This window comes from Candidatus Pelagibacter sp. PS_44 (assembly GCF_059417735.1).
On sequence record NZ_CM182063.1, the window covers coordinates 681,318 to 693,439 of the forward strand.

Below are 12,122 nucleotides of genomic sequence, written 5' to 3' on the forward strand. Positions count from 1 at the left end.
TAATACACTAAAAAATGATTGATCAAATTTATACATATTTTACTATTGAGATGATTTTTCTATGGTTGAATTTAGGTGTTTTGCCATTCTGGCTAGTGTTAATAATTTTTCCACAATCACAAATATGTAAGGTTTTTATAACGTCAATCTTTCCTATTTCTATAATAAGCTTGGTTTATTCATATTTGTTATATTCATTGTTTAATGATGGGTATGATTTTCTAAGAAATTTTGAGCTTTATTTAGGGTTAAACTCAATTTTAAATCTATTTTCAGATAGATCTTTTTTAATTTTATTTTGGTGTCATTTTTTAGCTATAAATTTATTTTGTGGTGGATGGATTGTTAAAGACTCTCAAAAATTTGGTATCAATAAGATATTGATAACTTTACCTCTCATATTAACTTATTTTATTGGACCAATAGGAATTACTATTTATTGGTTTATAAGAATTTTTTATTCAAAAAAAATAAGTCTATATGACTAAGGAATTAGAATTCTATTTTGACTTTATAAGTCCATATGCATACCTAGCTCATAAAAAAATCCAGTCACTTCCAAGCAGTATCAGAGCAAGTTATAAGCCTATATTATTAGGTGGTCTTCACAATTTAGAGGGAATAACAGCTCCCGCGTTTATAAAATCAAAATTAAAAAATATGATTAATGATTGCAATCTTGTTGCAAAAAAATTTAATTTTAATTTTAAGTGGAATGATAAATTTCCCCTAAACTCATTAAATATCATGCGTGGTTATTTTTCAGTGAATTCAAGCATTAAAGACCAGTATGTAAATACAATGTTTGATGCATATTGGAAAAACAATTTAGATATTACTGATGAAAAGATATTAATTACTCTTCTTAAAAATTGCAAAATTGATCCTGATCAATTTTTTGAAACAATTAAAGAACAAATGATTAAAGATAAATTAAAAGAGGCTACTAAAGATGCTCACGAAAAAGGAATATTTGGTGCACCAACTTTTATGATTAATAATCAAATATTTTGGGGTCAAGATCGATTAGAGTATGCATTAGATGAATACAATAGTTAGGTTAGACTATTTCAAAATCACTTTGACTAATTGCAGCAAATCCACCATCAATATGTGAAACCTTTTCAAAGCCCATTTCTTTTAAAGATTTTGCAGCAAGAGCAGATCTTAAGCCACCCGCACAAAATAAAACCATTTCTTTATTCATGTCCAGCTTACCATCTTTGAAATAAGCACTATTTGGATCTAACCAAAATTCTAACATTCCTCTAGGAATATGGTTAGAGTTTTCAACTCTACCCATTTTATCCAATTCACCTTTTTCTCTAATATCAATTAAATTACATTTTCCTTCATTGGACAGCTTTAAAGCCTCTGCAGGAGTAATAGTTTTAATTTCTTTAAGTGCCTCAGAAACAAGAGTTTGTGATGATTTAATAGTCATAATACTGTAAAATATAATCATAAACAATTATATGAAAAAGACCATCCTTAAAAAATTATTTATTAAAATTTCAAAATTTTTAGGATATCAGATTATTGATCAGGCAAATTTTTACTCCCCCACTCTTGATAAGGAATTAAGTAATGATCTCTCTTCAATTAACAAAAAATCTATTGTTTTGCCACTAGGCGAAGTTCCAATTACTAAAAAAGTAAAATCTGTACTGTTAATTTTTAGAACTAATACGGATATTGAGATTTGGGATCAAAATAAAAGAAGATTATTTGAAAAGCCAAAAATTGAATATTCATTAAGATCTTTAAATTCACTTATTAAATCAATTAAATTTTCTAAAAACAAATATACTAATATAAATTTCAAAATGATAATTGTAGATGACAAGTCTAAAAAAGAAAACTTTGAAAAAATAGAAAAATTAGTAAATGAAAGCAATCTAGATATTAATATTATTTCAGTAGATCATGAAAAATATAAAAATAAAATTAAGCCACAAAAAACTCATCAAACTTTTTCAAATTTGGCAAGCTTGCTTCAATGTTTTGAATTAGGAAAAAAATATGGTGAAGATTTAATTTACTTTGTAGAGGATGATTATTTGCATTTTGAGTCAATGCTAGAAGAAATGATTGCATCTTATGAAAGAATTGCTTCCCAAGTTAATAGAGATATTTTTATGTGTCCTGCTGATTATCCCTATCTTTATATGAATAATCAAAAGAGTAATATTATAATTGGTAATAAGCGACATTGGCGTACAATTAATCAGACCTTGTGTACTTTTCTTACAACTAAAAATTTACTTAATAAATATTGGGAAAACTTTAATAAAACTTGTTTAGATAGACATGATCCTTTTGAAAAATATTTAAATGATATTTATAAAGATGAATTTTGTATATCACCTTTAAAGAGTTTATCTTTGCATTTAACCAACATAAACTCCAGTTATGGTCTATCCCCTTTTATAGATTATAAAAAACTATGGGATGCAAATGAAGTAGTTGATGCTTAAGATAAATTCTAAAGCTCCTAATTTTAATTTAGTTTCTACTAATGGTTCGTATTCATTAAAAAATTCTATTGGAAAATATGTAGTTCTATATTTTTATCCAAAAGATGATACTCCGGGATGCACTTTTGAGACTAATGACTTTAATAAATTATTATCTAAATTTAAAAAACTTAATTGTGAGGTATTTGGCATTTCAAAAGATAACCTTAAAAGTCATCATAAATTTAAGGAAAAATATAATATTAAATTTGATCTTTTAGTAGATGAAGAAATTAAAATTGTAAAAAGTTATAAAGTTTGGGCTAAAAAAAATTTATGGGTAAAGAGTTTATGGGTGTAGTTAGAAGTACATTTTTGATTGATCCTAAGGGTAAAATTGTAAAAATTTGGGACAATGTAAAAGTTAAAGATCATGCACAAGAAGTCTTGAGTACCCTAAAAGACCTTTAGAAATAAAAAAGGCCCCAATTAGGGGCCCCTTTTCAACTATAAGAGAGCAATAGTTATTTTTTAATCTCTAATTGCGTAAGCAATTACACCTGTTTCTGAAACGTCTGTACCTTTTGTTTCAGCTTCTTTACTTAATCTAAGACCAACAGTTGCCTTCATAATCGACCACACAATGTAAGCAATAACGAAGATAAATATATTAACTGCTAGTACTCCAATTAACTGAGCGCTAAAAGAAGCATCAGGGTTAGTTGCTGGTACAATTAATGTTCCCCAGATACCTGCAAACAAGTGAGCTGGGATAGCTCCTACAACATCATCAATTTGTAAAGCAAATAATAATTTAGTACCGTAGACAACAATTACACCCCCTACACCACCAATTAAGATAGCAGCTAATGGAGATGGCATTAATGGTTCAGCTGTGATTGCAACTAATCCACCAATACATCCATTAAGCATCTGTACAACATCAGTTTTTCCAAATCCTAATCTTGTAACTGTTGCAGCAGCCATTACACCACCAGCTCCAGCTAAGAACGTATTAATAAAGATTGTTGACACAGCAATTGCATCAGCAGCAGTTCCCATAGCTAGTTGTGAACCACCATTGAAACCAAACCAACCTAACCATAAAATAAATACACCAACTGTAACTAAAGGAATTGATGAAGCAGCAAATGGCTTAATAGGAGCTGGCGCACCTGACTTTGTAAATCTTCCAAGTCTTGGTCCAATTATTATTGCACCTGCTAAAGCTGCAGCACCACCAGTTGAGTGCACAAGAGTTGAACCAGCAAAATCAGAAAAACCTAATTCTGCTAACCAGCCTCCGCCCCACTGCCAACCCATTACGATTGGATATAAAATTCCAGCTAAAATTGCTGCAAATAAAAAGAATGGCCATAATTTAATTCTTTCCGCCATTGCACCTGATACAATAGATACTGCGGTTGCACAAAATACCATCTGGAAATACCAATCAGATCCATCTGAATAACCTGTTTCAATTGCACTACTATCAGACCAAGGAATAATAGTTCCTATATATCCACCTTCTGGTATGCCGTAAGCTAAATTATAACCTACTAACCAGAACATTATTCCAGCTATTGAAAATAAACCGATATTTTTTGCACAAATTACTGATACACTTTTTGAAGTTACCATCCCAGATTCTAGCATTGCAAAACCCGCCGCCATGAACATGACAAGGAAACCACAAATTAAAAATAATAGAGTATTAAAAATAAACCCTACTTCTGCTGAAACTGTTGTCTCAGCATGTCCGATACTTGTTAAGCCCATTAATATTACTAATGAATATAAAGGTGCTGTTATTAGTTTAATCATTTTAGTCATAAGACCTCCCGTTTAATGAAGAGACTTATAATTTAGTGACTTACAAAAACTAACGCTGATTAGGTAAAATAGCTATGCAGTATTCGCATATAGAAACGGCCTAATTGCTTATGCTTAGAACATTTAGGCCGTTTAAAAAAAAAGTGTTATTTATTGAATACTTCTTTTAATGCTTTTGCTGGTAAGAATTTAACTTTTTGAGAAGCTCCGATTTGAATTTGCTCTCCAGTTCTTGGATTTCTTCCAACTCTAGCTTTTCTTTTTGCTACTTTATAAGTACCAAATCCAGCGATCTTAACTGAATCATCGCCTTTTAAAGCATCTAGAATAGTGTTTGTTATCGTATCAAAAGTACGCTCTGCATCAGCTTTACTTAGGTTTAAAGAACCTGAAAGTTTAGCGATTAGTTGTTTTTTGTTCATTTATTTAGCTCCGGTTTTATTGGTTATTTTCACATAATTTACATTAAACCTTATAAATCAAGCTTTTTATTAGTGTCTCTTAAAATAAAAACCCCAACATGTTGTGATTAATTAAATAAACGTTGATTTTAAAGGGTTATTTAAGAAATTTAATTGTTAAAAAACTTAAATAAACCAACATCTTTTAGGTCATTAAATGTGGTGAAAAACATCAATGATAACAATAAAAACATACCGATTCGAAAGAAACCTTCTTGTGTTTTTTGTGATAAAGGACGACCTAATATTTTTTCAATTCCATAAAACATTAAATGTCCACCATCAAGCATTGGAATTGGAAACAAATTGATTAGCCCTAAACTTATAGAAATATAAGCCATTAAACTAATAAAAGGTAAAATACCAAATTCTGCAACCTGTCCACTTATTTTTGCAATTCTTATGGGGCCACCTAATTGTGAGCTATCACCATTTCCAGCGATCATACTACCTAAGTATTTAAGTGATGAGGTAGTCACATAATAAACCTCATTAACAGCATAATATATAGCTTTAGAGGGACCAAGTTTTACATGGTTTACTTCATTATTGTAAGCTCCAAGTTTTATGCCAATCATTCTTTTATTGATTTTATTACCAAGATTGTCTTCGCTGTTAACTAAATTGGGCTTAACTCTAAAAATTAGTTCTTGATCAAATCTTTTTATAGTAAAGCTTATAAATTCATCAGTAGACATGGTGATAAATTTAGAGACATCCATTATGCTCTTTACCTCATTGCCATCAATTGAAATCACAATATCATTATCTTTTAGACCTGCTGCCATTGCAGGACTATCTTTTTGAACTTCATTAATCACAGCAGGAGTAAAGTCTTTGCCAGCAAATGTATATATTGAAAAAAATATCAAAATTGCTAATAAAAAATTAGCTAAAGGGCCACCAAATACAATTAAAGCTCGTTGATATAAAGGCTTTAGTACAAATAATTTATCCTGATCTTCTTTACTATATTCTTTTATAATTTTGTCATTATCAGCTTGGCTATAAACGTTTCTATCACCAAAAAACTTAACATACCCCCCAAGAGGGATGACACAAACCTTCCAACGAGTTCCCGATTTATCATTCCAACCAAACATTTCTTTACCAAAACCAATTGAAAAATCAGTAACTCCTACACCGTATCGTTTAGCGAAATAATAATGTCCATATTCATGGATAAATACCACCACAACAATTAAAGCAATGAAAGGCAATATATAAGATAGCATAATAATTATATTCTAACTGACTTTAAGGTTATTCTCAATAGTCAATTCATTTCAAAAAATTAACAAACTAATGACAAATAAAAAAAATTTTTGTATTTTAATTTTATTAATTAATTTTTATGCAAAAAAAATATAAAGCAATGGTTCTTTCTTGTATGGATCCAAGGTTCCAATCGCTAGTATATAAATTTACCAAAAAAAAAAACTTAACTGGAAAGTATAGCTCATTTACTATTGCAGGTGGAGCCATCGGGGTTACTCATAATAAATTTAAAAAATGGCATCAAACTTTTATTGATAATTTATCAGCTTCAATTGAGCTTCACAAAATAAGCAAACTCATTGTTATAAATCATGAAGACTGTGGGGCGATTAAAATTGCCGAAGGTAAAAAAGATTTAGATGAGGATGAAATTCACAAAACTTCCTATCAAAAACTAAAACAACTATTAAATAAAAAATTTCCTAAACTTAGATTAGAATTTTATATCATGAAATTAAATCAAAAAATTATAAAATTTTAATAGTTATTAATCTTAAAATGAAAGCGAGTTAACTTTTAATATTATAGCCTTTTTTAAGTAAGATGGACACAAGGGTAATACAAACCATTAAAAAGAAAACCATCGAGCTAATACTAATCCAAATATCAAAATCAGAAACGCCGTAGAAAGAAAATCTTAAGCCATCAATTAGATAAACTACTGGATTAAAATATGAAATTGTTTGCCAAAATGGTGGCAGCATATCAAGAGAGTATAAACTTCCTCCTAAAAATACCATTGGAGTAATGACTAATGATGGAATAATCGACATCTGCTCAAAGTTTTTACTAACCACTCCAATTAAAAATCCAAATAAAGCAAAAGTAAAAGAAACTAATACTAATAAAAATATCATTAACATTGGATGCATAACACTCACATCAGCAAAAAAAGAAGCGGTTGCATAAATTACAGCCCCAACGACTAAAGTTTTAGTGGCTCCTGCCCCTACAAAAGCTAGAACGGTTTCAAGTGTTGAAATGGGTGCTGCTAAAATTTCATTAATAGTTCCATTAAATTTTGGAAAAAAGATTCCAAACGAAGTGTTACTTATTGATTGAGTAAGGAGTGTTAACATTAATAAACCTGGTACAATGTAAGACCCATAACTAACCCCATCAATTTTTTGAATATAATTTCCAATAACTGAACCAAAAACAACAAAGTATAATGATGTAGATATTACAGGTGAGAGAAGAGACTGACCTATAGTTCTTATAAATCTATTCATCTCATGAACATAAATAGCTTTAAAGCCGTAATAGTTAAATTTCATTATTCTCCTTTACTAAATCAACAAATATTTTCTCTAATGTACTTTGTTCTGTTTTTAAATCTTTTAATTTTAAGCCAGTATCTTTTATATCCTGCAATAAATCAGTAATACCCGTTTTTTCAGCCTGAACATTATAAGTATAAATTAATGACATCTGCTCTTCACTTATTTCAAGATTATACTTAGATAAATCTTCTGGAATTTCTGTAATTTTTTTCTGCAATTCAATGGTTAGTTTTTTGTGTCCCATTTTCTTAATTAATTCTTTTTTATCCTCAACTACAATAATTTCACCTTGATTAATTACAGCTACACGGTCCGCTATAGCCTCAGCCTCCTCAATGTAATGAGTAGTTAAAATAATTGTGACCCCTTTTTTTCTAAGGTCATCAACAACCATCCACATATCTCTTCTAAGTTCAACATCAACTCCGGCTGTTGGTTCATCAAGAAATAATATTTTAGGTTCATGAGATAAAGCTTTTGCAATTAAAACTCTTCTTTTCATTCCGCCTGATAATTGTCTTAATCTTTGATCTTTTTTATCCCACAAACTTAAATCTTTTAAAACTTTTTCAATATGTTTTGGGTTAGGTGATTTTCCATACAGTCCTCTAGAATAAGAAACAGTATCAAAAACTGTTTCAAAAGATTCTAAATTTAATTCTTGAGGAACCAGTCCTATTCTTGATCTTGTCTCTCTATAATCTTTTATAATATCATAATTATCAATTGTGACAGTTCCTGAAGTAGGTTTAACAATTCCACAAATAATACTGATTAAACTAGTTTTGCCTGCACCATTTGGTCCAAGCATTGCAAGAATTTCACCTTGTTTTACTTTAAGGCTAACATTATTAAGGGCTTTAAAGCCGTTATCGTAAACTTTTGATAAGTTGTTAATGGATATTTGAATCTCAGACATTTGTTAGGGTGTATATAGTTACTTATACACCTTTTACAAATTATTAGGTCTAATTTTTAAATCCTTTTATTTTCCAAAATATTACGGGCAAAAAAGTTGCGATTATAAAAGATAAAAACAACAATGATTGAGAGACAAAAGCTGGAAAAGTATCTGCTGGTAAAATTATACCAACTAACAAACTCTTTGAAAAATCAGGAGCTGGGAATAAAAGAAACCCTCCAATTAATCCAATAATAATTGAGATGTATGCTGTTTTTTCATTCAACTTCTTATTATAGAAACTATAAAAAACAGTAAGTACAAACGCACAACAAAATAAATCGGCAAGCAAAAATAAGTATAAAACACTAAATCCTTTGGAAGCGATTGCAAAAGCTATAATTGAAAGCACTACTATAAAATATTTTGAAAGAGTTAAATAATTAGTTTTTTTATTTAAATTTAAAGTCGCTTTACCATCAACCACTATTAAGCTTGATATTGCATTGACCAATGTATCAACAGTACTAATTGTCAATGATAAACCAAGAATTACAATTATTAATGATAAAAATTCTGTCTGTTCACTTAATAATAAAGAAAAGAAACCAAGATCAGGAATAACTTTTGGATTAGCTGATACTGCAACTAAACCACTAAAGCCCATAAAAAAAACAATTGGAATAATTACAATAAATGCAACAATTAAACTTTTCTTTAAGATTTCATTGTTTTTTGCAGCATAAACTCTTTGCCAATTTCCTTGATGAAAAAGATTGGTTGCAGCAACTGCAATAAAGAAAGTTAATCCTGCGGTATAGTTTGGAATATAACTCGCACTTAATAAGTGAGGACTTTTTTCTTTAATAAATGAGAAAGAAAACTGGTCTCCTGTAAATGAAGTTAGATAAAATACTGAAATTAATAATAAAGCTACAATTACTATCATTTGAATATTATCTGTAAAAATTGAAGCTCTTAATCCACCATATAAAGTGTAAGCAAGCGTTGCGATTAGAATAATTAAAGAGGTGACCCAAAGTTCAGTTCCTGAAATATAATTTATCAATATTGCAACTGCAGTAACTTCAGCACATAAAAAAACAAACATATAAAATATTGTCATAAGCAAAATAAGTTTAAATAAACTCTTACCAAATCTTTTTCTTAAAAATTCAATTAACGTTGAACCTTTTGGAAAGTCAGTTCGTATTTTTTTTCCAAGTGAAATTAAAAAGATCATTGGAAAAGCGGTACCTAATGCATAACCAATCACAGCTCCAATTCCACCCCATGTTGCAGCAGATGCTGGACCAAATAAAATCCAAGCCCCAAGTGCTGATGCAATTAGACTTGTAGTTAGTGAAAAGAAACCAATGTTTCTATTCGCAGTTAGATAATTGTTAATCCCTTGATATTTTTTAGAGTAAATTAATCCAACTATTGTAAAGATTAAGCTTATAGTTATGACGAGTGTTAATGATGTTGATTGACTTATAAAATATGTATTATCCATTGTTCTCCCTTTCTGAATTACCGGACAGGTTATTAGGGTTTATTCTCAGTCAGTTACGACACCCCTTAAGATTTTTATAAACTATAATTCAAATTTTTAAAGATAAACTTAGTTTATCTTGTCTAAAATTTCTAAAGGTAATGGTGCTTCTGGATACTTCTCTTTACACAGTTTTTCATAGTTTTTACAAAGTGTGCTTACAGTATCATGAGCCTCTTCTTTAGATGTTAAAAATTTAATTAAACTATCTCTCTCTAATTCAATTTCTTTAATATCTGTTCCTCTTAAATATTCACCAGTTTCAATCTCCCAATAAGTATCTTTTAATTCATCTGAATCTAAAGACTTAAGTTTATTTTGAAGTTCGATTATAATTTTATCATCTGTTTTACTATCTTTCATTGGTGAATTAACTAATTTTCCTAGACACTTGTCCTTAAGATCCTCTAAAAAAGTATTGTAAGGTTTGCCTTGAGCAAGTCCTGCAAAATGATTGCTTTCAAAATATTTTTCTATTGCAGCTTTCGTTGAAACTTTGTTTTTACCTTTGGCTAAGGCAACTTGAACATAGACTTCTTGGCTTATATATTCAGTTAAATACGCTTTAATTTTATCCGATAGCATTTTTTAAGTTATAATTTTAATTAATGCTCAGCTCTAAATTTAGAATGACAAGCTTTACAACTACCCCACATATATTTTCCAAGGGTTGCTTTCACATCTTCTGCTCCAGCAATAACAGACGTTAACTCAATCATATTGCTTGATGCTTTTGTCATTAATAAATTGAATTCATTTTTATTTTCCCAAATAGCAGGCAAAGCTTCTGTTTTAAATCCTGTTTTTGAATTTTCAGGAAAAAGATCTAATAATCTTTTATAATTGTCACTCATTTCAATCATTAGTTTTTTTGCTTCATCTAAATTTCCATTAGATGCAAGACCTTGGACTCTTTTGGCAGTTTTGTAATTTTTACTAAAAATAGATTTTCTTTCATTAATAATCTCTTCAACAGTTTGTTCGGAAAAAGCATTAAAACTATAAAATAATATAAAGATAAAAAATAAAGTATTTTTAATTATTGTCATAATATGTTTAATTTAATCATGTCTTTATTAAATAATAAATCAAATTATGGATTACTCAGCAAATTATTCCATTGGCTAACTGCCGCAGGATTAGTAGTTCAAATACCACTAGGCTTTTATTTAGTAGATTTAGACTTTGATCAAACTAGAGTTGATATAGAAAATTATCATATATTATTTGGATTAATTATTTTTTATACAACTCTGATAAGACTGACCTTTAAACTATTATCACCTTCACCAAATTTTAATGATAATGCTTTTCCTGGTCAAAAAATTTTAGCAAACTTAAACCACTTTTTTTTATACTTAGCTTTATTAACAATAACCATATCAGGTATCTTAAAAAAACTATTTAATGGTGAGGGCTTAGTTATTTTTTTTAAAGAAATAAATTTAACTTATAATTATGAGCTTTCTGAGCAGTTTTATTCAATTCATATATTGGCAAACTACATTCTAATTGGATTAATAAGTCTTCATATTTTAGCAGTATTGTTTCATAAGTTTTTTTTAAGAGAAAATATTTTAAAGAGAATTCTTTAAACTTTTGAAAATATTATACATTTGAGTTTATCGTTAAATGAAATATTTTTTTTATATTTAAGATCAACTTCCTTAATGCCATTAGAAATTTGAAATGAGCTAAACTTTAATAAAGTTGATATATAACGTTGTTTTATCATCTTTAAGTAAATACTTTTTTTAATATTAACCTTAAAATTAAATTTGGTGATCTTTTTTTTAATATCAAGTTGAAGTAGTTTTTTCCAAATAAGATTATCTCTTTTAAACGATTGCTTAAGTTTTTGTTTCATTAAAAAAAATGAAGGTATTTCATTATTTTTTGTATCTAAAGTTAAAATCACAATAATCCCTGCAACTTTTAAACTAGAGTATGAGTAAGTTAAAACTTTCTTAATATCCTTAAAATTAAAAAAATGAATAGTTTGTTTAATTAATATTAAATCAAATTTCTTTTTACTATTTTTAAGGTATTTAATTGCATTTGTTTTTTTAAAAGTAATTCTTTTGTCAAAATCTTTGTGATTTTCAATATCAAGTCCAATGGGCTTGTTTATTAATTTGAGTTTAGAGGACAATGAGCCCGTTATCTTACCCCGGCCACAACCAATATCTAGAATTTTTGAGTGTTTAGTTAGTTTCTTTTGTTTTAATAAAAAATTAATAAAGGATTGAATATATTTAGCTGATGAAATCCAAGTTTTGTTGTCCCAATTTTTAATCCTTAACATCATTCAATTTAAAACATTTTAACTTTTATTTAAATAAAGTATTAGTTACG

The 12,122-nt window shown here is 28.6% G+C and carries 15 protein-coding genes and 1 pseudogene; 6 read left to right on the forward strand and 10 right to left on the reverse strand.

Annotated features, from left to right (window positions below; genetic code table 11):
* Positions 1 to 14: 14 nt before the first annotated feature.
* Together AC5SLO_RS03785 and AC5SLO_RS03790 are read left to right on the forward strand one after the other, a co-directional pair.
* A complete protein-coding gene (locus AC5SLO_RS03785; RefSeq protein WP_494572668.1) occupies positions 15 to 488 on the forward strand; it encodes an ABA4-like family protein in 474 nt (157 codons plus the stop codon).
* Positions 481 to 1,059 carry a 2-hydroxychromene-2-carboxylate isomerase gene (locus AC5SLO_RS03790; protein ID WP_494572669.1) on the forward strand — a complete coding sequence of 193 codons (579 nt, stop codon included), beginning with the start codon at positions 481 to 483 and terminating at the stop codon, positions 1,057 to 1,059. The genes AC5SLO_RS03785 and AC5SLO_RS03790 overlap by 8 nt, the downstream gene beginning before the upstream one ends.
* A 1-nt stretch (position 1,060) precedes the next feature.
* On the opposite strand, the gene AC5SLO_RS03795 is transcribed toward AC5SLO_RS03790, so the two are convergent.
* Positions 1,061 to 1,444 (reverse strand): rhodanese-like domain-containing protein, encoded by a 384-nt coding sequence (locus AC5SLO_RS03795; protein WP_494572670.1) that lies wholly within the window; start codon positions 1,442 to 1,444, stop codon positions 1,061 to 1,063.
* Positions 1,445 to 1,475: 31 nt separating this feature from the next.
* Here AC5SLO_RS03795 and AC5SLO_RS03800 point away from each other — a divergent pair, with 31 nt between their 5' ends.
* Together AC5SLO_RS03800 and AC5SLO_RS03805 are read left to right on the forward strand one after the other, a co-directional pair.
* A complete protein-coding gene (locus AC5SLO_RS03800) occupies positions 1,476 to 2,477 on the forward strand; it encodes a glycosyltransferase family 2 protein (RefSeq protein WP_494572671.1) in 1,002 nt (333 codons plus the stop codon).
* Positions 2,470 to 2,927 (forward strand): annotated as a pseudogene (locus tag AC5SLO_RS03805) (peroxiredoxin). The gene AC5SLO_RS03800 and the pseudogene AC5SLO_RS03805 overlap by 8 nt, the downstream one beginning before the upstream one ends.
* Before the next feature lie 60 nt (positions 2,928 to 2,987).
* Here AC5SLO_RS03805 and AC5SLO_RS03810 read toward each other — a convergent pair.
* From AC5SLO_RS03810 to rseP, 3 genes are all read right to left on the reverse strand, one after another.
* Positions 2,988 to 4,289, reverse strand: a complete 1,302-nt coding sequence (locus AC5SLO_RS03810) for an ammonium transporter family protein (protein ID WP_494572672.1) — start codon at positions 4,287 to 4,289, stop codon at positions 2,988 to 2,990.
* Positions 4,290 to 4,435: 146 nt separating this feature from the next.
* Positions 4,436 to 4,711, reverse strand: coding sequence for an HU family DNA-binding protein (locus AC5SLO_RS03815; protein WP_271495401.1), 276 nt, complete (start codon positions 4,709 to 4,711; stop codon positions 4,436 to 4,438).
* 149 nt (positions 4,712 to 4,860) lie between these two features.
* Positions 4,861 to 5,985 carry an RIP metalloprotease RseP gene (gene rseP, locus AC5SLO_RS03820; protein WP_494572673.1) on the reverse strand — a complete coding sequence of 375 codons (1,125 nt, stop codon included), beginning with the start codon at positions 5,983 to 5,985 and terminating at the stop codon, positions 4,861 to 4,863.
* A gap of 119 nt (positions 5,986 to 6,104) precedes the next feature.
* Here rseP and AC5SLO_RS03825 point away from each other — a divergent pair, with 119 nt between their 5' ends.
* Positions 6,105 to 6,509, forward strand: coding sequence for a carbonic anhydrase (locus AC5SLO_RS03825; RefSeq protein ID WP_494572674.1), 405 nt, complete (start codon positions 6,105 to 6,107; stop codon positions 6,507 to 6,509).
* A 28-nt stretch (positions 6,510 to 6,537) separates the two neighbouring features.
* On the opposite strand, the gene AC5SLO_RS03830 is transcribed toward AC5SLO_RS03825, so the two are convergent.
* The 5 genes from AC5SLO_RS03830 to AC5SLO_RS03850 all read right to left on the reverse strand — a co-directional run bounded on the left by AC5SLO_RS03830 (position 6,538) and on the right by AC5SLO_RS03850 (position 10,816).
* A complete protein-coding gene (locus tag AC5SLO_RS03830; RefSeq protein ID WP_020169293.1) occupies positions 6,538 to 7,305 on the reverse strand; it encodes an ABC transporter permease in 768 nt (255 codons plus the stop codon).
* Positions 7,295 to 8,230, reverse strand: coding sequence for an ABC transporter ATP-binding protein (locus tag AC5SLO_RS03835; RefSeq protein ID WP_494572675.1), 936 nt, complete (start codon positions 8,228 to 8,230; stop codon positions 7,295 to 7,297). Before AC5SLO_RS03835 ends, AC5SLO_RS03830 begins: the two co-directional genes overlap by 11 nt.
* Before the next feature lie 49 nt (positions 8,231 to 8,279).
* The gene (locus AC5SLO_RS03840; protein ID WP_494572676.1) at positions 8,280 to 9,728 is read right to left on the reverse strand and encodes a sodium:solute symporter family transporter; all 1,449 of its coding nucleotides are present in this window, start codon (positions 9,726 to 9,728) and stop codon (positions 8,280 to 8,282) included.
* Positions 9,729 to 9,836: 108 nt separating this feature from the next.
* Entirely contained in the window at positions 9,837 to 10,352 is a 516-nt protein-coding gene (locus AC5SLO_RS03845) for a hypothetical protein (protein ID WP_494572677.1), read from the reverse strand.
* 20 nt (positions 10,353 to 10,372) lie between these two features.
* Entirely contained in the window at positions 10,373 to 10,816 is a 444-nt protein-coding gene (locus AC5SLO_RS03850) for a cytochrome c (RefSeq protein WP_494572678.1), read from the reverse strand.
* A gap of 3 nt (positions 10,817 to 10,819) precedes the next feature.
* Here AC5SLO_RS03850 and AC5SLO_RS03855 point away from each other — a divergent pair, with 3 nt between their 5' ends.
* Positions 10,820 to 11,362, forward strand: a complete 543-nt coding sequence (locus AC5SLO_RS03855; protein WP_494572679.1) for a cytochrome b — start codon at positions 10,820 to 10,822, stop codon at positions 11,360 to 11,362.
* Here the strand turns inward: AC5SLO_RS03855 and AC5SLO_RS03860 are convergent.
* Complete coding sequence (locus tag AC5SLO_RS03860; protein WP_494572680.1) at positions 11,359 to 12,072, reverse strand: class I SAM-dependent methyltransferase; 714 nt, start codon at positions 12,070 to 12,072, stop codon at positions 11,359 to 11,361. The genes AC5SLO_RS03855 and AC5SLO_RS03860 overlap by 4 nt on opposite strands.
* Between the last annotated feature and the right edge of the window lie 50 nt (positions 12,073 to 12,122).

What these genes read in the sequence shown, in the direction of transcription:
- AC5SLO_RS03850 (WP_494572678.1), bottom strand. Translation starts at nt 10,816, where the DNA reads ATGACAATAATTAAAAATACTTTATTTTTTATCTTTATATTATTTTAT.
- AC5SLO_RS03825 (WP_494572674.1), top strand. Translation starts at nt 6,105, where the DNA reads ATGCAAAAAAAATATAAAGCAATGGTTCTTTCTTGTATGGATCCAAGG.
- AC5SLO_RS03845 (WP_494572677.1), bottom strand. Translation starts at nt 10,352, where the DNA reads ATGCTATCGGATAAAATTAAAGCGTATTTAACTGAATATATAAGCCAA.
- AC5SLO_RS03815 (WP_271495401.1), bottom strand. Translation starts at nt 4,711, where the DNA reads ATGAACAAAAAACAACTAATCGCTAAACTTTCAGGTTCTTTAAACCTA.
- AC5SLO_RS03855 (WP_494572679.1), top strand. Translation starts at nt 10,820, where the DNA reads ATGTTTAATTTAATCATGTCTTTATTAAATAATAAATCAAATTATGGA.
- AC5SLO_RS03810 (WP_494572672.1), bottom strand. Translation starts at nt 4,289, where the DNA reads ATGACTAAAATGATTAAACTAATAACAGCACCTTTATATTCATTAGTA.
- AC5SLO_RS03835 (WP_494572675.1), bottom strand. Translation starts at nt 8,230, where the DNA reads ATGTCTGAGATTCAAATATCCATTAACAACTTATCAAAAGTTTACGAT.
- AC5SLO_RS03840 (WP_494572676.1), bottom strand. Translation starts at nt 9,728, where the DNA reads ATGGATAATACATATTTTATAAGTCAATCAACATCATTAACACTCGTC.
- AC5SLO_RS03785 (WP_494572668.1), top strand. Translation starts at nt 15, where the DNA reads ATGATTGATCAAATTTATACATATTTTACTATTGAGATGATTTTTCTA.
- AC5SLO_RS03795 (WP_494572670.1), bottom strand. Translation starts at nt 1,444, where the DNA reads ATGACTATTAAATCATCACAAACTCTTGTTTCTGAGGCACTTAAAGAA.
- AC5SLO_RS03790 (WP_494572669.1), top strand. Translation starts at nt 481, where the DNA reads ATGACTAAGGAATTAGAATTCTATTTTGACTTTATAAGTCCATATGCA.
- AC5SLO_RS03800 (WP_494572671.1), top strand. Translation starts at nt 1,476, where the DNA reads ATGAAAAAGACCATCCTTAAAAAATTATTTATTAAAATTTCAAAATTT.
- AC5SLO_RS03860 (WP_494572680.1), bottom strand. Translation starts at nt 12,072, where the DNA reads ATGTTAAGGATTAAAAATTGGGACAACAAAACTTGGATTTCATCAGCT.
- rseP (WP_494572673.1), bottom strand. Translation starts at nt 5,985, where the DNA reads ATGCTATCTTATATATTGCCTTTCATTGCTTTAATTGTTGTGGTGGTA.
- AC5SLO_RS03830 (WP_020169293.1), bottom strand. Translation starts at nt 7,305, where the DNA reads ATGAAATTTAACTATTACGGCTTTAAAGCTATTTATGTTCATGAGATG.